Source organism: Ensifer sp. LC11, assembly GCF_001695835.1.
Classification (GTDB): Bacteria; Pseudomonadota; Alphaproteobacteria; order Rhizobiales; family Rhizobiaceae; genus Ensifer.
Genome location: NZ_MBSO01000008.1, coordinates 123,999 through 147,799 on the forward strand (window position 1 = coordinate 123,999; position 23,801 = coordinate 147,799).

21 protein-coding genes are annotated in these 23,801 nt (G+C 61.9%); 19 read left to right on the forward strand and 2 right to left on the reverse strand.

Translation table 11 applies throughout. From position 1 onward, the window contains the following. Window positions 1–5: 5 nt before the first annotated feature. Complete coding sequence (rhaI, locus tag BBX50_RS06300; protein ID WP_065774464.1) at window positions 6–1,301, reverse strand: L-rhamnose catabolism isomerase; 1,296 nt, start codon at window positions 1,299–1,301, stop codon at window positions 6–8. 14 nt (window positions 1,302–1,315) lie between these two features. Beyond that, window positions 1,316–3,415, reverse strand: a complete 2,100-nt coding sequence (locus BBX50_RS06305) for a bifunctional rhamnulose-1-phosphate aldolase/short-chain dehydrogenase (RefSeq protein ID WP_065774465.1) — start codon at window positions 3,413–3,415, stop codon at window positions 1,316–1,318. A gap of 202 nt (window positions 3,416–3,617) precedes the next feature. On the opposite strand from BBX50_RS06305, the gene BBX50_RS06310 reads away from it, so the two are divergent. The 19 genes from BBX50_RS06310 (at window position 3,618) to BBX50_RS06400 (ending at window position 23,789) form a co-directional block, all read left to right on the forward strand. Then, window positions 3,618–4,430 (forward strand): DeoR/GlpR family DNA-binding transcription regulator, encoded by an 813-nt coding sequence (locus tag BBX50_RS06310; RefSeq protein WP_065774466.1) that lies wholly within the window; start codon window positions 3,618–3,620, stop codon window positions 4,428–4,430. A gap of 115 nt (window positions 4,431–4,545) precedes the next feature. Beyond that, window positions 4,546–5,535, forward strand: a complete 990-nt coding sequence (gene rhaS / locus BBX50_RS06315; protein ID WP_057248265.1) for a rhamnose ABC transporter substrate-binding protein — start codon at window positions 4,546–4,548, stop codon at window positions 5,533–5,535. Between the two features lie 277 nt (window positions 5,536–5,812). Further along, window positions 5,813–7,309, forward strand: coding sequence for a sugar ABC transporter ATP-binding protein (locus tag BBX50_RS06320; RefSeq protein ID WP_065774467.1), 1,497 nt, complete (start codon window positions 5,813–5,815; stop codon window positions 7,307–7,309). Beyond that, the gene (locus BBX50_RS06325) at window positions 7,306–8,286 is read left to right on the forward strand and encodes an ABC transporter permease (protein ID WP_065774468.1); all 981 of its coding nucleotides are present in this window, start codon (window positions 7,306–7,308) and stop codon (window positions 8,284–8,286) included. The genes BBX50_RS06320 and BBX50_RS06325 overlap by 4 nt, the downstream gene beginning before the upstream one ends. Beyond that, the gene (locus BBX50_RS06330; RefSeq protein ID WP_065774469.1) at window positions 8,286–9,290 is read left to right on the forward strand and encodes an ABC transporter permease; all 1,005 of its coding nucleotides are present in this window, start codon (window positions 8,286–8,288) and stop codon (window positions 9,288–9,290) included. The genes BBX50_RS06325 and BBX50_RS06330 overlap by 1 nt, the downstream gene beginning before the upstream one ends. A 7-nt stretch (window positions 9,291–9,297) precedes the next feature. Beyond that, window positions 9,298–9,612 carry an L-rhamnose mutarotase gene (gene rhaM, locus BBX50_RS06335; protein ID WP_065774470.1) on the forward strand — a complete coding sequence of 105 codons (315 nt, stop codon included), beginning with the start codon at window positions 9,298–9,300 and terminating at the stop codon, window positions 9,610–9,612. Between the two features lie 4 nt (window positions 9,613–9,616). Further along, window positions 9,617–11,005 (forward strand): FGGY-family carbohydrate kinase, encoded by a 1,389-nt coding sequence (locus tag BBX50_RS06340; RefSeq protein WP_065774471.1) that lies wholly within the window; start codon window positions 9,617–9,619, stop codon window positions 11,003–11,005. A 687-nt stretch (window positions 11,006–11,692) separates the two neighbouring features. Next, complete coding sequence (locus BBX50_RS06345; RefSeq protein WP_065774472.1) at window positions 11,693–13,306, forward strand: globin-coupled sensor protein; 1,614 nt, start codon at window positions 11,693–11,695, stop codon at window positions 13,304–13,306. A 41-nt stretch (window positions 13,307–13,347) separates the two neighbouring features. Next, window positions 13,348–13,641 carry an STAS domain-containing protein gene (locus BBX50_RS06350; RefSeq protein WP_065774473.1) on the forward strand — a complete coding sequence of 98 codons (294 nt, stop codon included), beginning with the start codon at window positions 13,348–13,350 and terminating at the stop codon, window positions 13,639–13,641. Window positions 13,642–13,644: 3 nt separating this feature from the next. Continuing rightward, a complete protein-coding gene (locus BBX50_RS06355; RefSeq protein WP_025425897.1) occupies window positions 13,645–14,010 on the forward strand; it encodes a response regulator in 366 nt (121 codons plus the stop codon). A 19-nt stretch (window positions 14,011–14,029) separates the two neighbouring features. Beyond that, entirely contained in the window at window positions 14,030–16,327 is a 2,298-nt protein-coding gene (locus tag BBX50_RS06360; protein WP_065774474.1) for a chemotaxis protein CheA, read from the forward strand. 5 nt (window positions 16,328–16,332) lie between these two features. Continuing rightward, window positions 16,333–16,803 (forward strand): chemotaxis protein CheW, encoded by a 471-nt coding sequence (locus BBX50_RS06365; protein ID WP_065774508.1) that lies wholly within the window; start codon window positions 16,333–16,335, stop codon window positions 16,801–16,803. Beyond that, entirely contained in the window at window positions 16,800–17,708 is a 909-nt protein-coding gene (gene cheR, locus BBX50_RS06370) for a protein-glutamate O-methyltransferase CheR (protein WP_065774475.1), read from the forward strand. Before BBX50_RS06365 ends, cheR begins: the two co-directional genes overlap by 4 nt. Beyond that, window positions 17,705–18,766 carry a chemotaxis response regulator protein-glutamate methylesterase gene (locus BBX50_RS06375; RefSeq protein WP_065774476.1) on the forward strand — a complete coding sequence of 354 codons (1,062 nt, stop codon included), beginning with the start codon at window positions 17,705–17,707 and terminating at the stop codon, window positions 18,764–18,766. The genes cheR and BBX50_RS06375 overlap by 4 nt, the downstream gene beginning before the upstream one ends. Further along, window positions 18,766–19,155, forward strand: a complete 390-nt coding sequence (locus tag BBX50_RS06380; RefSeq protein ID WP_025425902.1) for a response regulator — start codon at window positions 18,766–18,768, stop codon at window positions 19,153–19,155. The genes BBX50_RS06375 and BBX50_RS06380 overlap by 1 nt, the downstream gene beginning before the upstream one ends. Next, window positions 19,152–19,706, forward strand: coding sequence for a chemoreceptor glutamine deamidase CheD (gene cheD, locus BBX50_RS06385; protein ID WP_065774477.1), 555 nt, complete (start codon window positions 19,152–19,154; stop codon window positions 19,704–19,706). The genes BBX50_RS06380 and cheD overlap by 4 nt, the downstream gene beginning before the upstream one ends. Window positions 19,707–19,779: 73 nt before the next feature. Beyond that, window positions 19,780–20,172: a hypothetical protein gene (locus tag BBX50_RS06390; protein ID WP_065774478.1), complete on the forward strand. Its 393-nt coding sequence runs from the start codon at window positions 19,780–19,782 to the stop codon at window positions 20,170–20,172. Window positions 20,173–20,530: 358 nt separating this feature from the next. Continuing rightward, window positions 20,531–22,207: a flagellar basal-body MS-ring/collar protein FliF gene (gene fliF / locus BBX50_RS06395; RefSeq protein ID WP_065774479.1), complete on the forward strand. Its 1,677-nt coding sequence runs from the start codon at window positions 20,531–20,533 to the stop codon at window positions 22,205–22,207. A gap of 841 nt (window positions 22,208–23,048) precedes the next feature. Beyond that, window positions 23,049–23,789 (forward strand): helix-turn-helix transcriptional regulator, encoded by a 741-nt coding sequence (locus BBX50_RS06400; protein ID WP_065774480.1) that lies wholly within the window; start codon window positions 23,049–23,051, stop codon window positions 23,787–23,789. Window positions 23,790–23,801: the final 12 nt, after the last annotated feature.

Consider the following 23,801-nt stretch of genomic DNA (forward strand, 5'->3'; position numbering starts at 1 on the left):
GACGTTCAGACGATGCCGCCTCCGCCGCCGGCAACGGCCGGACGCTCGGCCGCGACCTTCGCGCGGTAACCGCTCTTGCGGTAGGTTGCGACCGGGGCGATCGCGCCGCCGTTTTCAAACCGCGCCATCGCAAGGATCGGTTCGACGTCGGCCCGAAAGGCGGCCTTCAGCGTTTCTGTTGCCATCAGAGCGTCATTGCCGTCTTGGTAGCCTTCCAGTGTCTTGCGATCAACGATGAGCGCCTGGGCATAGGCGCGGCAGACCTCGGTCGCGCTCGTCATCAGGCTCTCGATCGGGTCGGTGACATTGTGGCTCTGGTCGAGCATATGCGCCGGTCGGAAGTCTTTGGCGCGACGGGTTTCGGCATCCACCAGCTCGTTGAAGACGAGGAACAGCCGGTAGGGATCGATCGAACCCGTGTCGAGGTCGTCGTCGCCATATTTCGAATCGTTGAAGTGGAAGCCGCCGAGCTTGCCGAACTGGATGAGCCGGGCGACGATCATCTCGATATTGACGTTCGGCGCATGGTGGCCGAGGTCGACGAGGCAGAAGGCCTTGGGGCCCAGCTCCTGGGCGATCAGGTAATTGCTGCCCCAGTCCTGGACCACGGTCGAATAGAAGGCCGGTTCGAACATCTTGTGTTCGGTAAAGACCCGCCAATCCTCCGGCAGCGCGGCATAAACCGATTTCATCGCGTCGAGATAACGCTCGAAGGCGCGGGTGAAATTGCTCTGACCAGGGAAGTTGGAGCCGTCGCCGATCCAGACGGTCAGTGCTTTCGAGCCGAGCTGCCGGCCGATCTCGATGCATTCGAGATTGTGCTCCACCGCCTGGCGACGCGTGGCGGCATCGACATGCGACAGCGAGCCGAACTTGTAGGAGTGTTCCTGGCCCGGCGCGTCGGAGAAGGTGTTGGAATTCATCGCGTCGAAACCGAGGCCGAGTGAGGCGCCCTTCTCTCTCAGTTCGGAAATGTCGCTGACCTTGTCCCACGGGATATGCAGCGAGACGGTCGGCGTCGCCCTGGTTAACTCATGGATGACGGCGCAATCCTCGAGCTTGTCGAAAATGTTGCGCGGCTCGCCCTTGCCGGGGAAGCGGGCAAAGCGCGTGCCGCCGGTGCCGACCCCCCAGGAGGGCACGGCGACGCCATAGGCGGCGACCTTGCGCTTGATCGCGTCGATCGAAATGCCGCGCCGGTCGAGCCTCTCACCGAGGCTTTCGTAATCGCGGCGAAGCGCCGCCAGACGGATTTCGTTCTCGGCCTCGACTGTCGCGTGGCTGATCATCGTCGTCGTCATGAAACTCTCCTTGATCAGCGGGTAAACGACTGGGCGTTGCCCGCGTCGACATTGATGATGTTGCCGGTCGATTTCGCCGACATGTCGGAGGCAAGGAAGTAAATCGCCTCGGCGATATCCTCCGGGAAGACGCTGAGCTTCAGCATCGAGCGCTCGCGATAATGCGCCTCGAGGTCGTCGACATCCATCTTGTAGGCGGCGGCGCGCTGTTCCTTCCATTCGCCGGTCCAGATCTTCGAGCCGCGCAGCACCGCATCCGGATTGACGACGTTGACGCGGATCTGAGCCGATGCGCCCTCAAGCGCCAGGCAGCGGGCAAGGTGGATCTCGGCCGCCTTGGCGGTGCAATAGGCGGAAGCCCCGGGGGAGGCGGCAAGGCCGTTCTTGGAGGCGACGAAGACGACGTTGCCGCCGGCCTTCTGCTGGCGGAAGACGCGGAAGGCTTCGCGCGAAACGAGGAAGTAACCGGTCGTCAGGATCTCGATGTTCTTGTTCCAGAGCGCCAGCGTCGTGTCCTCGATCACGGCGGACGAGGCGAGACCAGCGTTGGACACAAGAATGTCGAGACCGCCGAAGGCGAGCAGCGTGTCGGCGAAGCCGCCTTCAACCGCCGCCTCGCTGGTGACATTCATGCTGACGGAACGCACGAAATCCTTGCCATAGCGCTTGGACAATTCGCCCTCGGCGGCAGAAAGCGCGTTCTCGTCGATATCGGCAAGCACGACGCAGGCGCCTTCCTGCATCAGCCGGTTGGCCGTCGCCTTGCCGATGCCGCCGGCGCCACCGGTAACCAGCGCGATACGGCCGGCGAGGCTCTTCGGCTTCGGCATGCGCTGCAGCTTGGCTTCTTCCAGCAGCCAGTATTCGATGTCGAAAGCCTCCTGTTCCGGAAGGCCGACATAGGTGGAGACGCCGGACGCACCGCGCATGACGTTGATGGCGTTGACATAGAACTCGCCGGAGATGCGGGCGGTCGCCTTGTTCTTGGCAAAGGTGATCATGCCGACGCCGGGTACGAGATAGACGACCGCATTCGGGTCGCGCATGGCAGGGCTGTCGGCGTGTTTGCAGCGCTCGTAATAGGCAGCATAGTCGGCGCGATAGGCGGCAATCGCCTCCGGCAGTGCTGCCAGCGTCTTGTCCACGTCCGGCGCGGTCGGATCGAAATCGATGACCAGCGGCCGGATCTTGGTGCGCAGGAAATGGTCGGGGCAACTGGTACCAAGGGCTGCCAGCGGCTTCAGATCCTTCGACGTGACGAAATCGAGCACCGCCTGGCTGTCGTCGAAATGGCCGACCTTGTTCTCGTCGGCGCTGATGAGGCCGCGGATGACCGGCATCAACTTGCGGGCGACGTCGGCGCGGGCATCGGCAGCGAGCACCGGCTTCACCGCGCCGCCAAAGGCAGGCTTGGTGTTTTCCGCCTCGAACCAGGCGATCGCCTTGTTGATGATCTCGATCGTCGTCTCATAGGCTTCTTTGGCCGTGTCACCCCAGGTGAAGAGGCCATGGCTTTCGAGCACGACGCCGCGCGCGCCGGGGTTTTCCAGGCAGAACTTTTCCAGCCACAGGCCGAGCTCGTAGCCCGGACGCTTCCAGGGCAGCCAGCCGATGTCGTCGCCGAAGATCTTCGCTGTCAGCTCGCGGCTGTTCTGCGACGCGGCGATCGCGATGATCGCGTCGGGGTGCATGTGGTCGACGTGTTTCTTCGGCACATAGGCATGCAGCGGCGTGTCGATCGAGGCGGCGCGTGGGTTGAGGTTGAAGGTGCAGTGCGGCAGGTAGCCGACCATTTCGTCTTCGAAGGCGACGCCGCGATAGATCGACTTCAGCGCGTTGAGCTTGTCCATGTAGAGGGTGGCAAAGCCATCGAGCTTGATCGTTCCGACGTCGCCGCCCGAGCCCTTGACCCAGAGAACCTCGACCGTGCCACCGCCGAGCGGATCCTTCTCCATCACCTTGGCCGAGGTGTTGCCGCCGCCGTAATTGGTGATGCGCTTGTCGGAACCAAGCAGGTTGGAGCGATAGAGCAGGCGCTCGGATTCGCTCATGCCGGCAGCCTTTGCCTCGTCCCAAAGGTTTGCAAGTCGTGCGCCCTGCTGCTTGTCGAGCATCTCGAATTCCTCCCGGTCTGATGCCGCACGGCTTGGCGGCCGCGCAGAGATATGGTTGGCATCAGATCACAGGACTTGAGCGTTAAAGTCAATCAAAAACGATCAAGTTCGCGCATATTGCGCTGCACAATGAAAAAATATGATTGATTGTGATTGACATTGGTCGATCGTGATGGAAGCATGAACGTCATCGGAGGAACGCATGCACGAGAAAGAAAGACACCGGATCATTCAGTCGGCGGTTCAGGAAAAGCCCGTCGTCACCGTCCAGGAACTGGTCGATCTGACCGACAGTTCCGAGGCGACGATCCGGCGCGATATTGCGGCCCTCCACGTGCAGAAGAAGCTGCGGCGGGTGCGCGGCGGTGCCGAGGCGATCAATCCGCCGCAATTCGTCGGTCTCGCCGGCCGGCCGTTCAAGGTCAATGAAGGGCTGCACGCCCGCGAGAAGCAGGCGATCGCCAAGGAGGCGGTGGCACTCTGCGAGGACGGTGAGCCGATCATCATCAATGGCGGCACGACCACCTTCCAGATGGTGCATTTCCTCAGCAATCGCCGGATGCAGGTGTTCACCAACTCCTTCCCGATTGCTGAGCACCTTTTGAAGCATTCGAAGAACACGGTGATGCTATCGGGCGGCACGATCTACCGCGAGCAGAACATCATCCTGAGCCCCTTCGACAATGACGTGACGCGAAATTTCTATGCGCGGCGGATGTTCATGGGGGCTCAAGGGCTCGGGCCTCTTGGCCTGATGGAAGCGGATCCGCTTTTGATCCAGGCCGAACAGAAACTCATCGACCAGGCGGACGAACTCGTCGTGCTGGTCGACTCGTCGAAATTTCACAAGCGCTCCAGCCTCATCCTTTGCGGACTGAAGCGGATTGCCACCGTGATCACGGATTCGGGCATCGAGGACAGGCATGCCGCGATGCTCGAAAATGCCGGGGTGAGGCTGGTCGTGGCCAGCTCCAGAGCCGGCGCGGACGCGGAGAACATGTCCTCGTCCGCCTGAGGCGGCGAGGAGAGGGGAAGGCGGCGGTCACGGTCAAGAGGGGCCGGGTCGTTGCCGAACGGAGGAAGTCGCGCCGGCTGCGCTTTCGCGCACCGGTCAATGGGAGGAAATGAACATGAAGATCCTGAAGTCACTGATGGTCACGGCCGCCGTTTCGCTGGCGCTGATGGCCAATGCCGCGCATGCGGAAAACAAGAAGATCGCGCTCGTCGTCAAGGCGCTTGGCATCGGCTTCTTCGAGGCGGCCAACAAGGGCGCCCAGGAAGCCGCCAAGGAACTGGGCGACGTCGAGGTGATCTACACCGGCCCGACCTCGACCACCGCCGAAGGCCAGATCGAGGTGATCAATTCGCTGATCGCCCAGAAGGTCGACGCGATCGCCGTTTCGGCCAATGACACCGACGCTCTGGTGCCGGCGCTGAAGAAGGCGATGGACCGCGGCATCAAGGTCATCTCCTGGGATTCCGGCGTCGCCAAGGACGGCCGGCTGATGCACCTCAACCCGTCGTCGAACCCGCTGATCGGTAACATGATCATCAAGCTTGCCGCCGACAACCTGCCTGAGGGCGGCGACGTCGCCGTGCTCTCGGCTTCGGCAACCGCGACCAACCAGAACACCTGGATCGCCGAGATGAAGAAGGTCCAGGGCAACTACAAGGGCATCAACGTCGTCACGACCGTCTATGGCGATGACCTTGCCGACAAGTCCTATCGCGAGACCCAAGGGCTCATTCAGTCCTATCCGAACCTGAAGGCGATCATCGCGCCGACCTCGGTCGGCATCGTCGCGGCAGCCCAGGCCGTCACCGACGCCGGCAAGATCGGCCAGATCAACGTGACGGGCCTCGGCCTTCCCTCGGAAATGGCAGGCCACGTCAAGTCGGGCGCCTCCAAGTCCTTCGCGATCTGGAACCCAATCGACCTCGGCTATTCCGCAACGATGATCGCCTATGACCTGATCGGCGGTGCCGAAGCCAAGCCGGGTGCTGAACTGAAGATGGGCCGCATGGGCGCGGTCAAGCTCGACGACAACAACGAAGGCGCGATGGCCGACCCGTTCGTCTACGACGCGAAAAACGTCGAGGAATTCGCCAAGATCTTCTGATCCGGCGAACGATCAAACCGGCGTCGCCCCTCATCCGCCTGCCGGCACCTTCTCCCCGCTCGCGGGGAGAAGGGAACACGCGGCAACGATTTGCCGTCGTCCTGACGAGGCGGGACGAGCGCGGCATACTCGTTCCCTCTCCCCGCACGCGGGGAGAGGGTTAGGGTGAGGGGCAGCCTTCGCATTGCTCAATGCCGGGCATACCGGCCCGGACTTCGGGTCATCGAAACACTGAATGGTGGACTGTCTTTTGCTCCAGGATAAGCTCACATCGCGGATGAAGCCCGCCATCACGCTTGAGGGGATCTCAAAGTCCTTCCCCGGCGTGAAGGCGCTCTCCGACGTTTCGCTGTCGCTCTATCCGGGGTCGGTGACCGCGCTGGTCGGCGAAAACGGCGCAGGCAAGTCGACACTCGTCAAGATCCTCACCGGCATCTACCAGCCGGATGGCGGCACGATCCATGTTGCCGATCAGGAGGTTCGCTTCCCGACGGCACTTGCTGCCGCTCGTGCGGGCGTCACCGCGATCCACCAGGAGACGGTGCTCTTCGATGACCTCTCGGTCGCCGAGAACATCTTCCTCGGCCACACCCCGCGCAACCGTTTCGGGTTCATCGACTGGAAGAGGCTGAACGCGGACGCGCGGGCGCTGCTTTCGCGCGCCGGTGCCGATTTCGATCCGACGATCCGCCTGCGTGATCTTGGCATTGCCAAGAAGCATCTGGTCGCGATCGCCCGCGCGCTTTCCATTGATGCCCAGGTGGTCATCATGGACGAGCCGACGGCGGCGCTGTCGCATAAGGAGATCCACGAGCTTTACGCCCTCGTCGAGCGGCTGAAGGCCGAAGGCAAGGCGATCCTCTTCATCAGCCACAAGTTCGACGAGATCTTTCGCATCGCCGATCGCTACACCGTGTTCCGTGACGGGACCATGGTGGGCGAGGGGCTGATTGCCGATGTCAGTCAGGACGCGCTGGTGCGGCTGATGGTCGGCCGTGCCGTCGGTTCGGTCTATCCGAAAAAGGAGGTCGCGATCGGCGCACCGGTTCTAACCGTCTCGGGCTACCGCCACCCAACCGAATTCGAGGACGTCAACTTCGAGCTACGCCGTGGCGAGATCCTCGGCTTCTATGGCCTTGTCGGTGCCGGCCGCTCGGAGTTCATGCAGTCGCTGATCGGCGTCACCCGACCGTCCGCCGGCGCGGTTCGCCTCGACGGTCAGGTGCTGGTGATCCGCAGCCCCGCCGAAGCGATCCGCAGCGGCATCGTCTACGTGCCTGAAGAACGCGGCCGCCAGGGTGCAATCATCGGCCTGCCGATCTTCCAGAACGTTACGCTGCCGTCGCTGTCGCGCACCTCGCGCTCGGGCTTCCTGCAGCTTGCCAACGAATTCGCGCTCGCCCGGGAATACACCTCGCGTCTCGACCTGCGTGCCGCCTCGCTCGATCAGGATGTCGGCACGCTTTCGGGCGGCAACCAGCAGAAGGTCGTCATCGCCAAGTGGTTGGCCACCAAGCCAAAAGTGATCATTCTCGACGAACCGACCAAGGGCATCGACATCGGCTCGAAGGCGGCCGTGCACGCCTTCATGAGCGAACTGGCGGCGCAAGGCCTCAGCGTCATCATGGTCTCCTCGGAAATCCCCGAGATCATGGGCATGTCCGACCGTGTCATCGTCATGCGCGAGGGACGGATCGCCGGGCGTTTCGACCGTGCCGAACTGACGGCGGAAAAGCTGGTGCGCGCTGCCGCCGGCATTCAGGAGGCGGCGTGATGTCCAAGTTTCTCAAGAACCGCGAGCTCCTGTTGGTCGGCGCGATTGCCGTGCTGCTCGCGCTCATCACTTGGCGCTTCCCACCTTTCGTCGCACCCGCGAACTTGGCGCGCGTTTACAATGACACGTCGATCCTGATCATCCTGGCACTGGGTCAGATGGCGGTGATCCTGACCCGCTGCATCGACCTGTCCATGGCTGCCAATCTGGCGCTGTCCGGCATGGTGGCGGCGATGCTGAATGCCGCCTATCCGGGGCTGCCGATCCCGATCGTCATTCTCTCGGCGATCGCGCTCGGCACGCTGCTTGGCATGATCAACGGTGCGCTCGTCTGGAAGCTCGATATTCCGCCGATCGTCGTGACACTCGGCACGCTCACTATCTATCGCGGCCTGATCTTTCTGCTGAGCGATGGCAAATGGATCAACGCCCACCAGATGAGTGACGCGTTCAAGGCGTTGCCGCGCGACGCGCTCCTCGGCTTCCCGGTTCTCTCCTGGTTGTCGCTGCTGATGATTGCGCTCGTCTTTCTGCTGATGAGCCGCACCGCACTCGGGCGCGCCTTTTATGCCGTCGGCGGTAATCCGCATGCGGCCGTCTATACCGGCATCGATGTCGGCCGCACCCGCTTTGCGGCCTATTGCCTCTCGGGCGCGCTCGCCGGGCTTTCCGGTTATCTCTGGGTGTCGCGTTATGCGGTTGCCTATGTCGATATCGCCGCCGGCTTCGAGCTCGATATCATCGCGGCCTGCGTCATCGGCGGCATCTCGATCGCCGGCGGCATCGGCACGGTGGCAGGCGCGGTGCTCGGCGCGCTGTTCCTCGGCGTGATCAAGAACGCCCTGCCGGTCATCAACATCTCGCCCTTTGCCCAGATGGCGATTTCGGGCACGGTCATCATCATTGCGGTCGCCGTCAACGCCCGCGCCGAACGGCGCAAGGGACGCGTCATTCTGAGAAAGGCGGAGGCTGTCTGATGGCCGAAACCCACCTTACCCCCCGCCACATTCCCGACCGGCTCGAGGGCCGCGGCGCGCGATTGCTCAAAAGCTGGGAAAGCCTGCTGCTCGTCGTCGCCTGCCTGATCTTCCTCGGCAATTCGCTGGCGTCGCCCTATTTCCTCGATCCGTGGAACCTGTCGGACGCCACCTTCAATTTCACCGAAAAGGCGATCATCGCCTTTGCCATGGCGCTGGTGATCATCTCCGGCGAGATCGATCTTTCGGTTGCATCGATCATCGCGCTCGCCTCGACGGCCATGGGCTATGCAGTCCAGCTCGGCTTCGACACGCCGGTGCTGGTGGCGATCGGCCTCGCGGTCGGCCTTGTCTGCGGCGCGATCAACGGCCTTCTGATCACCGGTCTCGGCCTGCCGTCAATCGTTGTCACGATCGGCACCATGAGCCTTTTCCGTGGGCTGTCCTTCATCATCCTCGGCGACCAGGCCTTCACCGGCTACCCCGACAGCTTCTCCTGGTTTGGCCAGGGTTATGTCTGGTGGGTGTTTTCTTTCGAGTTCACGCTCTTCGTGATCCTCGCCGTCGTCTACGCCATCGTGTTGCACAAGACCAATTTCGGGCGCGCGGTCTATGCCATCGGCAACAACCAGACGGCAGCACTCTTTTCCGGCATCCGGGTGGCGCGCATCAAGTTCATCCTGTTCCTTTTGACCGGCCTGATGGCGGGGCTTGCCTCAATCTGCCTGACCTCGCGCCTCGGCTCCACCCGTCCGTCGATCGCGCTCGGCTGGGAGCTCGAGGTGGTGACGATGGTGGTGCTCGGCGGCGTCAACATCCTCGGCGGTTCCGGAACCATCCCAGGCGTCGTGCTCGCGGCGCTGATCATGGGCATGGTGACTTTCGGCTTTGGCCTGCTCAACGTGCCGGGTATCGTCATGTCGATCTTCATCGGCCTGCTGCTGATCTCGGTGATTGCGCTCCCTATCCTCTGGCGGCGCGCCCGCCGACGTCTTCAGCATTGAGGCTCTCATGGAAAAATATGCGTTCCGCATGCAGCTGAACCCGGGCATGGCCGCCGAATACAAGGCGCGGCACGACGCCATCTGGCCGGAGCTGACAGCACTTCTGAAGGAGGCCGGCGTCTCCGACTACTCCATCCATCTGGACGAGGAGACCAACCTGCTCTTCGGCGTACTCTGGCGGACGGACGATCATCGCATGGCCGACCTGCCCTCCGATCCGGTTATGCAGAAGTGGTGGGCCCACATGGCGGATATCATGGAAACCAGGGCGGACAACGAACCGGTGGCGGTGCCGCTCAAAACCGTCTTCCATATGGACTGATGCCATGCGGGTCGTCGGCGTCATCGATATCGGCAAGACCAATGCCAAGGTGGCGGTGGTCGATCTCGACCGTTTTGAGGAGATCGCCGTCCGCAAGACGGCGAACGTCGTTCAGACGGACGGACCCTATCCGCATTTCGATGTCGAGCATCTCTGGAGCTTCGTGCTTGAGAGCCTGGCGGCGCTCAACGCCGGACACGCTTTCGAGGCGATCTCGATCACCACCCACGGTGCGACGGCAGTCGTGCTCGATGCGAACGGAAGCCTGGCGCTGCCGGTGCTGGACTATGAGTTTGCCGGCCCGGACAGCCTTGCGGCCGAATATGACGCGGTGAGGCCGCCGTTCTCAGAGACCGGATCGGCGCGCCTGCCGATGGGCCTCAATGTCGGCGCACAACTCTACTGGCAGCAGAAGAGCTTTCCCGCCGCCTTCGCCAGGGTCGCTTCGATCCTCACCTACGCCCAGTACTGGACCTATCGCCTGACGGGCGCGCTTTGCAACGAACTGACCTCGCTCGGCTGCCACACGGATCTCTGGAATCCGCGAGCCGGCACGTACTCGTCCCTGGTCGAGGGCCAGGGCTGGCGCCCGCTTTTTGCACCCGTGCTGAAGGCAAGTGACATCGCTGGCAATCTTCTGCCCGAACTTTGCTCCGAAACCGGCATTGCGCCCGGAACGCCGGTCTATTGCGGCATTCACGATTCCAATGCCTCGCTGCTGCCACATCTTTTGACGCGCGCCTCGCCTTTCTCGGTCGTTTCAACCGGAACCTGGGTCGTCATGCTCGCGGTCGGCGCCGAGCCGAAGGCGCTCGATGAACGACGCGACACGCTTGTCAACGTCAACGCGCTTGGCGATCCCGTACCCTCTGCCCGGTTCATGGGAGGACGGGCGTTCCAGTTGCTGTTGGCGGATCGGACGGTGCCGGCTGCACCCGAAACGCAAGCAGCTGTCGCCTCGGCCGGGCATATGCTGTTGCCGTCCGTTCCTGAAGGGTCTGGTCCCTTTCCGGCCTTCAAGGCGATGTGGACCACGGGTGAACGGGAACTCGACCCTGAGGAACGCTTTGCCGTCGTTTCATTTTACCTGGCGCTGATGACGGCCACCTGCCTCGAACTCATCGGCGCGCGCGGCGACATCGTCGTTGAAGGGCCTTTCGCGGCCAACGACAGCTATTTGCGCATGCTAAAAGCGGCAACCGGCCGACCAGTCTTCGGCGATCCCGGTAATGTTACGGGCACCAGTCTCGGCGCGGCATGCCTGGTTAAGGATTCCAGCCCCAGAACCGGGGTCCAACCGGTGGCCGGTGATGTTCCCGAGAGCTTCGTCGACTATGCAAAAGCATGGCGAAAGGCGGTGCAAGTCCGCGCCGACAAAGAAAAACGGCCGTAGAACATCCGCTCCCGGCCGTAAATGCTTGGTTGTGTCAGTAAGAGACGATCGAGAAAACCGTCAAAACACCGAGCTGCGCTTTGCTGATCGGTTGTGCTCGATGTTGAGAACGATCGATACTGCCATCATTGTCAGGATTGCTGTGAGTGCGGCGCCGATGCCAAGAACAATCATTGTTCGTTTCCTGTAAGCGCATCGTCATGATGTCGCTTTGCGTGTTGCGAAGGTTTCTTCGCGCATGCAGCGCCCACTTCACTTTCGCTTCGATACGCGAGCGCAAGTCAAAGTACAATTCTAAACTCTTGTGATTGAGAACCTGTTGGTTTCAGGGGCTTTTATTACAGTTTTGTTGCAGTGCAAAAATGGCGCGCGAAAACACCCTGCGAATTTTAGTGAATCCGATTAGAGGCGATGGACCGTTAACCTTCAAGCAAGGAATTAACCATAAACATGGTCCCACACGTCGGAATGGGAAAAATCCAAGTCTCCTCAAGGCATGATGCCGCCCCGCCGTACCGGTTCAGGTCCGGTATCCATTCTTCACCGAATTTACTTGCGGGATGAACGATAGCAGACGCCGCTGGCGGGGGCTGATCTCATCAATGTGGCGTGCACGTCCGGTGGACCGGAGCTCCCATTGACCCTCCCCAGGCAAATTCGCAAGCGCGCAGTACCCGGGGATCAGCGTTGAGGCAGGAAGCATCGTCAGAACAGGCAAAGAAGGGCCAGGCAGGCAGCCTGCTGGAGCGCTTGCGCTTTGCCGGGCTCGACGAAGAGAGCTGCAACCGCGTCCGGGACCACAGGCAAAAGCTTTCTCCTCGCATCGAGCTCGCGCTTCGCGACCTCTTCCAGCGTCTGCAGACCTATCCCGACGCGACCCGCCACTTCGACAGTGATCGTCAGATCGACCGCCTTCAGGACCTGCAGTCGTCGCACTGGAATGTGCTGACCGACGCCCGTTTCGACGGGCTCTATGCGGAGCGGGTCAAGGTTCTTGCCGATACGGCGAACCGTATGGGGCTCGACCCGCGCTGGCAGATGGCAAGCCACGCGGTCGTGCTCGAACACCTCCTCGTCGGGTTGATCGAAGACGCCTGGCCGAAGTCTTTCCTGCCGATGGGCAAGGCACGTCGCCGTGAACTTTGCGGCCTCGTTGCTGCACTTGTACGAACCACCTTCGTCGACACCGAGATCGGTGTTTCGCTCCGCTTCAACGCCCTTCGCCAGCAGCATCAGCGGCAGCTGACTGAGCAGCGCAGCGCCGATGAGCAGGAAATCAAGGCCCTTTTTGGCGAGTTTGCCGACGGTTTGAGCCGTGGCGATCTTGGCGTGCGGCTGCCCGACGGTGCGGCCGAGGCCTATCAGCCGATCGTCGCCAGCCTGAATGCGGCACTCGAACAGATTCAACAGAGCCTGCAGGCGTCCGGTGAGCGAAGCAACGCTGCCGAGACGCTGGTTGATCGCATGCGCGGCGGTGCAGCGGCTTACTCCGACAAGGCGACTTCCGAAGCCGACGCACTTTCGGGTCAGCTTGCAGCCCTTGCCGACATGGCCGGGCGCATGGCGACCGGATCCGGGCGCATCAGCGCCACGGAGACGAAGACCAACGAAACCCGCGTCGCCGTCGAGCGCAGCGGTGAGATCGCCGGCCAGGCCATCACCGCCATGGCCGACATCGAGGCCTCCGCCGAAAAGATCGGGCAGATCATCGGCGTGATCGACGAGATCGCCTTCCAGACCAACCTCCTGGCGCTCAATGCCGGCATCGAGGCGGCCCGCGCCGGTGACAGCGGTCGCGGCTTTGCCGTCGTCGCCCAGGAAGTGCGCGCGCTGGCGCAGCGCTCCGGCGAGGCGGCACGCGAGATCAAGCAGCTGGTGACCGGTACCAAGGCGCAGGTCGAGACCGGCGTTGAGATCGTCGGTCGCACCCAGGATGCAATCAGCAGCATTGTCGAGCAGGTGACGGCGATCAACACCGCCGTGTCCGGCATCGCCCGCGAGGCGGAGCAGCAGGTCGGCGATCTCAGGGGTGTTGCCGCCGAGATCGGCACGATCTCTCGGGGCGTTGAGGCGAGTGCGGCCTTGGCCGGTGAGACGGTCCGCTCGTCGGACGACCTCCATACGGTCATCGTCGAGCTCGGCGAGACCATCCGCCAGTTCCGCCTGGAGCGTCGCCATCCGGTTTCTCCGGCAATCGGGGCCGAGCAGCGCCGGCAGGCATCGGCGGTAATTGCCGATGAACCAGCCGCGGCGCTGTTCGACGAGGGGCCGCAGCGGCAGCTTGCCGGGTGGCAACGCTGATCCCTAGGGCATTCAAGAGTTAGCAGTCGAGGAAGACAGGAATGGCCAGCAAGAAGACCGCTCAAAAGACGCTCAGCCTCGCTCCGGTATTGGACCTGAACGAGGCGACGGCGCTGCATGAGAAGCTGCTCGCGCTCAAGGGCAGCGACATCGTGATCGATGCTTCGGCGGTCGAGCGGGTGGGCACGCTTTGCGTCCAGGTGCTGATGGCCGGTGCCAAGACCTGGGAAGAGGATCATTTGTCTTTCACCTTCAGCAAGGTGTCGGACGCTTTCGAGAAAACGACACAGCTCATCGGGGTCGAGATCGATCATCTGATGGCAAAGGAGATTTGAGAAATGAAGAAGCGCGTTCTGACGGTCGACGACTCCCGGACGATCCGAAACATGCTGCTGGTCACGCTGAACAATGCCGGATTCGAAACGATCCAGGCCGAGGACGGCGTCGAGGGGCTCGAAGTTCTCGAAGAGGCCAATCCCGACGTGATTGTCACCGACATCAACATGCCGCGCCTCGATGGCTTCGGTTTCATCGAAGGCGTGCGCAAGAACGACCGCTACCGCGCCATTCCGATCCTTGTGCTGACCACGGAAAGCGACGCGGAGAAGAAGAACCGTGCGCGTCAGGCGGGAGCTACGGGCTGGATCGTCAAGCCGTTCGACCCGACCAAACTGATTGATGCAATCGAGCGCGTAACGGCCTGAAGTCCGGGGATAGCCTCCAATGGATATGAACGAAATCAAAGAGATCTTCTTCCAGGAATGCGAGGAACAACTCGCCGAACTGGAATCGGGTCTGCTGAAGCTCAATGACGGCGACCGCGACCCGGAAACGGTCAATGCGGTGTTCCGCGCGGTGCACTCGATCAAGGGTGGCGCCGGCGCCTTTGGGCTCGACGACCTCGTCTCCTTCGCACATGTGTTCGAGACGACCCTCGATTGCGTTCGTTCCAACCGGCTCGATCCCGGACCGGAAGTTCTGAAGGTCATGCTGAAGTCGGCCGACGTACTCGCCGACCTCACCAATGCCGCTCGTGACGGCGGCAGCGTCGACGGGGCGCGCAGCCGTCAGCTGATCAAGGAACTCGAAGCTCTGGCAAACGGTGAAGTGCCGCCGGCTTCCGCAGCACCGGTTGAACCGGTCGTAAAGCCTGTGGCTGCCGCGGCTCCGCCGCCGGTCAACGACGAGGGCTTCCAGCCGGTCGCCTTCTCCTTCGACGACTTCGATGCGCCCGAAGAACCGCCGCTGATGGAAATGCCCGTCTACGACATCGTCTTCAAGCCGAAGTCCGATCTCTATGCCAAGGGCAACGAGGCAACGCTGCTTTTGCGCGACCTCTCCCGTCTTGGCGAGATGAGCATCCATTGCGATATGGGCGCCCTGCCGACGCTTGATCGTCTGAGCCCGGAAAGCGCTTACTTCTTCTGGAAGATCTCGCTTGCGACCGACAAGGGTGAGGACGCGATCCGCACCGTTTTCGAGTTCGCCGAGTGGGACTGCGATCTGGAGATTTCCCTCGTCTCGGATGAAACGGCCCCGTCTGGCGAAGAGCTGCCAATGCAGCCGGTTCCGTTCGATCTGTCGATTCTTGACGACGAACCGGCGGTTTCGGTGGGAGTGGTCGAAGAGGAAGAACAGCTCGCGGCCCAGCAACGGGATATCCGCAACGCTGCCGTTTCTGCCGCGGGCACGGCCAGCAACGTCCTGCAGATGGCGCAGTCCGCAACACGCGCACCGACTGAAAAGCCGGCACCCGCGGCCGCGAGTGCCGCCGCTCAGAGCGCTGCCGCGCAGCAGGCCGCCGCCTCCGCTGGCACGCCGACCATCCGCGTTGATCTCGATCGCGTCGATCGCCTGATCAACCTCGTCGGCGAGCTCGTCATCAACCAGGCGATGCTGTCGCAGAGCGTGGTCGAGAACGACACCAACGGCACGTCGTCGATCAACATGGGCCTCGAAGAGCTGCAGCAGCTCACCCGCGAGATCCAGGATTCGGTGATGGCGATCCGCGCGCAGCCGGTCAAGCCGGTGTTCCAGCGCATGTCGCGCATCGTGCGCGAAATCGCCGACATGACCGGTAAGTCGGTCCGTCTCATCACCGAAGGCGAGAACACCGAAGTCGACAAGACGGTCATCGACAAGCTCGCCGAACCGCTGACGCACATGATCCGCAACGCCGTCGACCATGGTCTCGAAACGCCGGAGAAGCGTCTTGCTGCAGGCAAGAGCGCCGAGGGCACGGTGCGCCTGACAGCCAAGCATCGCTCCGGACGCATCGTCATCGAGCTTGCTGACGACGGTGCCGGCATCAACCGCGAGAAGGTGCGCCAGAAGGCGATCGACAACGACCTGATCGCAGCGGACGCGAACCTTTCGGACGAAGAGATCGACAACCTGATCTTCCATGCCGGCTTCTCGACGGCAGACAAGATCTCCGACATCTCCGGCCGCGGCGTCGGCATGGACGTGGTCAAGCGCTCGATCCAGGCGCTCGGTGGCCGCATCAATATCTCCTCGAAGCCGGGCCACGGCTCGGTCTTCATCATGAGCCTGCCGCTGACGCTCGCCGTTCTCGACGGCATGGTGGTCACGGTCGCCAACCAGACGCTCGTCGTGCCGTTGACCGCGATCGTCGAGACGCTGCAGCCGGAAGCTTCTGCGATCCACTCCTTCGGCTCCAACCAGAGGCTGATCTCGATCCGCAACTCCTTCTGCCCGCTTGTCGATGTCGGCCGCATCCTGAACTTCCGCGGCACCCAGGCGAACCCGGTCGAGGGCGTTGCGCTGCTGGTCGAATCGGAAGGCGGCGGCCAGCGCGCCTTGATGGTCGATGCGATCCAGGGGCAGCGCCAGGTGGTGATCAAGAGCCTCGAGGCGAACTACACCCACGTGCCGGGCATCGCCGCCGCGACCATTCTGGGTGATGGCCGCGTGGCGCTCATTCTTGATGTCGATGCGATCGTGGCCGCTTCGCGCGGGCAATCGCTGAAGCCTGAAATGTCACTTGCTGCAGTCGGGTAATGACAATGACCTATGCCGCAAAAAATCTGACGACGAACGGACGGGAGCTGATCGCTTTCCGCGTCGGCGATCAGGAATTCTGCGTGAACATCATGTTGGTGCGCGAGATCCGTGGCTGGACACCCGCGACATCGATGCCGCATGCGCCATCCTATGTCCTCGGGGTGATCAATCTGCGTGGTGCCGTGCTGCCGATCGTCGATCTTTCGGCCCGGCTCGGCATGAAGCCGGCGGAGCCGACCGTCCGTCACGTCATCATCGTCGCCCAGGTGAAAAGCCAGGTCGTCGGCCTCCTGGTGGATGCCGTCTCCGACATACTGACAATCACCGACGACAAGATCCAGCCGACGCCCGATGTCATCTCGTCTGAGTTCGAGAAAAGCTTCGCCCGCGGCGTGCTGGCAATCGAGGGCCGAATGATCTGCCTCATAGAGCTGGAAGCAATCTTCCCGCAGGAAGAAAGGGAAGCCGCATGAGGAACCAGGTGGCATTCGAACAGAAACTGTCGCCGGACGAATGCCTGGCAAGCGGCGAATATCCGCTGACCCGCCGCGATCTCAGCGAGATCGCCGCGATGATCTATGCGGACGCTGGAATCTATCTCAATGAGAGCAAGGCTTCGCTTGTCTATTCGCGGCTGTCGAAGCACATCCGCAATCTCGGGCTCAAGGGCTTCCGTGACTATTGCCAGCTGGTCGCCTCGCCGGCCGGTGCCGCGGCGCGCCGCGACATGCTCTCGCACCTGACCACCAACTTCACCCGGTTCTTCCGTGAGAACCATCATTTCGAGCACCTGAAGACCGACGTGCTTCCGGATCTGATTGCCCGTGCGAAGGCCGGTGGCCGGGTGCGCATCTGGTCGGCCGCCTGTTCGGACGGGCAGGAGCCCTATTCGATCGCGCTGACGGTCCTGTCCTTGCTGCCGAATGCGGCGGACTACGACTTCCGCATCCTCGCGACTGACATCGATCCGAAGATCCTGGCGCTCGCCCGCGCCGGCGCCTACGACGCGACGGCGCTTGAGACCGTCAATCCGGCCATGCGCAAGCAGTGGTTCTCGGAGGTCAATGCCGGTGGCCGCTTCAAGTGGCAGGTCGACGATCGTGTCAAGCGGCTGATCACCTTCAATGAGCTCAACCTGATGGCCCAATGGCCATTCAAGGGGCCTTTCGACGTGATCTTCTGCCGCAACGTGGTGATCTATTTCGACGAACCGACGCAGATGAAGATCTGGTCGCGTTTCGCCGGCATGCTGAACACCGAGGGACATCTCTACATCGGCCATTCCGAACGCGTGTCGGGTGACGCTAAGGCGCACTTCGACAACATCGGCATCACCACCTACCGCCATACCGGCAAATTTCATGGAGGACGGGCATGACAGCTCCCGCTCGTGTTCTCGTCGTTGACGACTCGGCCACCATGCGTGGCCTGATCACCGCTGTGTTGAACGCTGATCCGGATGTAACCGTCGTAGGCCAGGCGGCCGATGCCATGGAAGCGCGCCAGGCAATCAAGCAACTCGATCCTGATGTCGTCACCCTCGACATCGAAATGCCGAACATGAACGGCCTCGAGTTCCTCGACAAGATCATGCGGCTGCGGCCAATGCCGGTCATCATGGTCTCGACCTTGACCCACAAGGGCGCCGAAGCGACGATCGCCGCACTTGAAATCGGCGCCTTCGATTGCGTCGGCAAGCCGCATCCGGGCGACCCTCATCCCTTCGCCGGCCTCGTCGACAAGGTGAAGGCGGCTGCGCGCTCGCAGCGCAAATTCATCATCACCGGCAACAAGGTTGCGGCCTCTCCCGCCGCCGCCAATGCGAACACAGCCTCGGACTACCGAGCCGGCCGCAAGATCATTGCGATCGGCGCCTCGACCGGTGGCGTCGAAGCCCTGATCACGGTTTTGCAGAAGTTCCCGGCCAATTGCCCGCCGACGGTTATTACACAGCACATGCCGCACACCTTCACCAAGAGCTTTGCCGAGCGGCTGAACCGCCTGTGCGCGCCGACGGTGCAGGAGGCGACAGACGGCGCACGCCTGGAAATCGGCAAGGTCTATCTGGCGCCGGGTGGCGACCGTCATCTGCAGGTCGCAAACCCGACGGCACCCTGCTGCCGCCTGGTCGACCGAGATCCGGTCAATGGGCATCGCCCGTCGGTCGACGTGCTGTTTGATTCGGTGGCCGAACTTGCCGGGCGCAATGCGATCGGTGTGATTCTGACCGGAATGGGGCGCGACGGTGCCTCCGGTCTCCTGAAAATGCGGCATGCCGGAGCAAAGACCTTCGGCCAAAACGAAAAAACATGCGTCGTCTACGGCATGCCGAGAGTCGCCTATGAATTGGGCGCCGTTGAAACCCAGCTTCCCCTCGGTTCCATCGGGGAGGAGGTGCTGAAAGCAGCGGCGCTCCGCAAGGAAGGAAGCGAATAATGTCCATCGCCGAAAAAATCAAAGTTCTGATCGTTGACGATCAGGTGACCAGCCGCCTGCTCCTGGGTGATGCCCTGCAGCAGCTCGGTTTCAAGCAGATCACCGCAGCTGGTGACGGGGAGCAGGGCATGAAGATCATGGCTCAGAACCCGCATCATCTGGTGATCTCCGACTTCAACATGCCGAAGATGGATGGCCTCGGCCTCCTGCAGGCGGTTCGCTCGAACCCGGCGACCAAGAAGGCGGCCTTCATCATCCTGACGGCTCAGGGCGATCGTGCCCTGGTCCAGAAGGCGGCGGCCCTCGGGGCCAACAACGTTCTCGCCAAGCCGTTCACCATCGAGAAGATGAAGGCCGCGATCGAAGCCGTATTCGGGGCGCTCAAATGAACAATGAAGCCGCCGGCAAGCGCGTGCATGTCATTCAAGGCGAGTACAAGGTCTTCAACGATCCCAACGTCGTGTTGTCGACCATCCTCGGCTCTTGCGTGGCAGCTTGCATGCGCGATCCCGTGGTCGGCGTCGGCGGCATGAATCACTTTCTGCTGCCCGGTTCCGCGGCGTCGCCTGCCTCCGGCGGTGACGCCACCCGTTACGGGGTCCACCTCATGGAGTTGCTCATCAACGGCCTCCTGAAGCAGGGTGCGAGACGAGATCGTCTCGAAGCCAAGATCTTCGGCGGTGCCAAGACGATCGCGCGTTTCTCCAATGTCGGCGAGCAGAATGCCGCCTTCGCGCGCCAGTTCCTGCTCGACGAAGGCATCCGCATCGTCGGCGAAAGCACGGGCGGCGAGCACGGTCGCAAGCTCGAATACTGGCCGTCCAGCGGTCGTGCCCGGCAATATGCCCTGACCGGCGTCGAGACCCAGCGCACGGTGCAGATGGAGGAGCGCCCGATCGTCGCGCCGAAGCCGGTAGAAAGCTCCATCGAATTCTTCTGACCCTGCGAGGCAGGCGCCTCGCAGGCCGCAAATACGACTTCTATCGAAGCCCCGAGCCACGTGAGACATACCGATGCAGACCAACTACCAGGGCCACATGCCGCACGTGGAAGAAGCGCTCCCCGAGGTGCTGATGCGCATCGTCACCGAACTGCATGACGTCGCCTATCTGATCGAGCGGATCGAACCGCAGCTCGCTGGCGACGAGGGCGTCGACGCACTTGCCAACCCGGACAAGATGATGGTGCTGCAGGGCATCGACCTGGCCGTGCAGAAGACACGCGGGCTTGCCGAATTCATCGACACGATAACCGCGTCGATCCCAGACGCCTGGATGGTTGACGTCACCACCGCCGTCAACCTGGTCAAGCTTGCCGATATGAAAAAGGCGCTTGGCAACGGCATGTTGCGCCACGGCCACTCGCAGCCGCTGACGAAGGCGGCCGGCGATTTCGAGGCTTTCTGACGGCTTTCATGCGAGGGCGCGGCGCGCGTTACCCTCATCCTTTTGAAATCAGCGGCTCGTGGGGACACTTCTCGGCGCCGTGTTGCGATCGCGCTCCCTGAAGAACGGTGGTCTCCGCGTTTTTTGGGGGCTGTGCATAAATCCGTCGGCAGCGCCATTTGCCAGGCCCTTCGAGGCCATCAAGCCAAGTTCGCGCAAGTTTCGTTTCCTACGGTCCCGATCGGGGCTGGTAGATTCGTGCGAATTGGAAGTCGATACAGGGCATGTCGATACCCAGCAAACCCGAATGTAGGAACTGCGCAGGGCACGCGTCCGATGACCGGATCGAAGGCCTTGCGATACTGGGTGCGGAAACAGAATGAGTCTGTTGGATCAACTCTCGACGTTCACGAAGAACCTGAGCAATCTCGGGCAAGGCAAGCTGATTGCGCTGGCGGCAGCTGGCATCGTCGCTGTCGGCATGGTCCTTGGGGCCGGTATTTACGTCAACAGACCCTCGTTCGAGACACTCTATGTTGGGCTTGAACGCAGCGATGTCACCCAAATCAGCATCGCTCTGGCCGAAGCAAACGTCGATTTCAATGTCGGATCAGACGGCGCCAGCATCCAGGTTCCTGTTGGGATGACGAGCAAGGCGCGCCTGCTGCTCGCCGAGCGTGGTCTGCCCAGCAGCGCCAATGCCGGCTATGAGCTCTTCGACAATGTCGGCTCGCTCGGCCTTACCTCCTTCATGCAGGAAGTCACCCGGGTTCGCGCGCTTGAAGGCGAAATCGGCCGCACCATCCAGCAGATCTCCGGCATCGCCGCCGCTCGCGTCCATATCGTGATGCCGGAGCGCGGCAGCTTCCGCAAGGCGGACCAGAACCCCACCGCTTCGGTCATGATCCGCGCCAGCGCCACGGTCGGCCGCAGCGCCGCCGCTTCCATCCGCCATCTTGTCGCCTCGTCCGTACCAGGGCTCGACGTCGATGACGTGACCGTGCTTGATTCGACCGGACAATTGCTCGCCTCCGGCGATGATCCGTCCAACAGCGCTCTCAACCAGTCGCTCGGCGTCGTCCAGAACGTCCAGACCGAGCTCGAGAAGAAGATCGACAATGCGCTGGCGCCGTTCCTTGGAATGGACAACTTCCGTTCGAGCGTCACCGCGCGGCTGAACACCGATACGCAGCAGATCCAGGAAACGGTCTTCGATCCGGAATCGCGCGTTGAGCGCTCCACGCGCGTGACCAAGGAAGAGCAGAAGTCCAGCCAGCAGCAGCCGGACAATGCCGCGACCGTCCAGCAGAACATCCCGCAGGCTGCCCCGAGCGGCGGCGCCGGCCCGAAGTCGAGCGACGAGGCCGAGAAAAAAGAAGAGCAGACCAACTACGAGATCAACAGCAAGACGATCGCGACCGTCAAGAACAGCTACACGATCGAGCGGCTCTCGGTGGCCGTCGTCGTCAACCGTGGCCGTCTGGCCGCGATGGTTGGCGAACCGGCCGACCAGGCGAAGATCGACGCCTATCTGGCGGACATGCAGAAGATCGTTGCTTCCGCAGCCGGCCTCGACACCAACCGCGGTGATATCGTGACCCTGACCGCGATGGACTTCGTCGAGACGCAATTGCTGGACCAGGCCGTCGCCGGCCCCGGCGTGATGGAGACGCTCACGCGCAATCTCGGCGGCATCATCAACGCGCTCGCCTTCATCGTGGTCGCCTTCCTGGTGGTTTGGATGGGCATGCGGCCGCTGGCTCGCCAGCTCGGTCTCGGCGGCGGTGCCGGCCGGATCGAAGGCGAAGCTGCGGGCCTCGAACTGCCCGACTTCTCCCCGGCGAACGCCGGTGCCGGCGGTGCGCTCATGGACGGTTTCGGATCCGACTTCGGCTTCGACAGCACCGACGACCTGCTCAACATGGGCGAGGACAGTGGCAGCTTCAACCGCCGGGTCAAGGAAGGGCCGGAACGACGCCTGGCGCGGATGGTGGAGATCAGCGAAGAGCGCGCGGCGAAGATCCTGCGCAAATGGGCCCTCGACAAGGCCGCATGATAGGCATCAGACAGACTTCGACATTCATGCAGATCCCGCCCCTGTGGCGGGATTTGCCTTTTTCATGCCGGCCTTAAGCGAGCGCCGTGCTGCTTTCATGTTCGAGGCAAATATTGCGCGAGCCTGGCTGCTGATTTTGCCCTTGCCGCCAATTTGCTTCAAGTTTCGAAGTGAGCCTGTGGAGTCCCGCAGGGCGCTGTCGATGGTAATATTTTAACGGTATCTTAATTTATAGATTCGACGCGCCCGCATGGCGTGCATCGAGTGTCGATATCTACTATGCCGACATGGGGCAATACATAGATTACTGAAAATATAGCTTAGATTTCATGCGAAGGTATTCTTTAGATTTCACAATTTATATATTGATAAAATGAGCAATGTCTGAAAATGCACTGGTGCATTTCAGCCACAGCTGTGAAAACAAAGTATAATCTTGCCGACTTCTAATTGCCGACGCCCACGCAAATTGACCCATTTTAGGGATGAAACTGCCCTCATCTTCGCTCCCAGCGCCGTCTGCAATCGCAGCCGCTGCGGAGGATCAGCAAAGTCATGAAGAAAAATACATTGTCTATCAATATATTACAGCTCTGTGGCGACATTTGTCGCCACGAGGCGTCGCCTGTGGCGCGCCGTTACCGGGAATCGCGTCAAGCGTGTGCTGCGAAGTAAATAGCCAGAAGAGGGCGATGTTTTTTTTCGCGCGCCGATGTACATTTTTAGCAGTTGATTCGCGTCCTGATCTGCGACTGGTGGTAATATTCGGCTTTGGCCGGCTGTTGGCGGCGGCAGCGCAAGTGCAGTTCCGGGATGTGGATCCGGTACGGGGGCTGAACTCATGGACATTTCGCAAGCAGGCATTGCTGTCTGGCCTTTGCCGACGGCACCGACGCGCGCACGCGGCGGTGGATTTTCGCGCGATCAGCTCTTGCGACGACTGGGCGAAGTCGCTGGGCGGAACGGTCTTGGAAGCGGCCTTTCGGCGCTGACGGAGTATGTCGGCGCGAGCCACTATCTCCTGGCGCGCTACGACCTCTCGCAGGACAGTGGGCTTGACCACGTCGTCTGCTCCGACTGGCCGTTCGACGTCGTTCGGCGTCTTTCCGGCATCATCACCGCGCTCCATGCCAAGACCACCGAGCTGGAAAAGTGCCTGGCGGTGCTGCAGCCGTGTTTCCACGCGCTTCCCGATGATATCGATCTGCCGCGGGGCATCAGCCGCGAGTATTGCGCGATCACCTTCAACGTCGGGCGTCTGCGCTTCTCGCTGATGCTCTTGGTCCCGGACGACGTGATCCTGTCGCAGGAGAGCCTGCGCGACGTCACGCTGCTGGCGGGCTATCTGGCAAGCTTCACCACGCGCGCCGAAGTCCGCCACGACCGCGACTTCGAGCTCACGGAGCGCGAGCTTGAGTGCCTCTTCTGGATCGCCGAAGGCAAGACGAGCGAAGAAATCGCGGTGATTCTTGGCATTTCGCGCAACACCATCAACAACTACATCACCAGCGTCATGCGCAAGACCGCGACCAGGACGCGATCGGAAGCGATTGCTTACGCGGTGCGCAACAATCTTGTGTGAGGAACGGGCGCG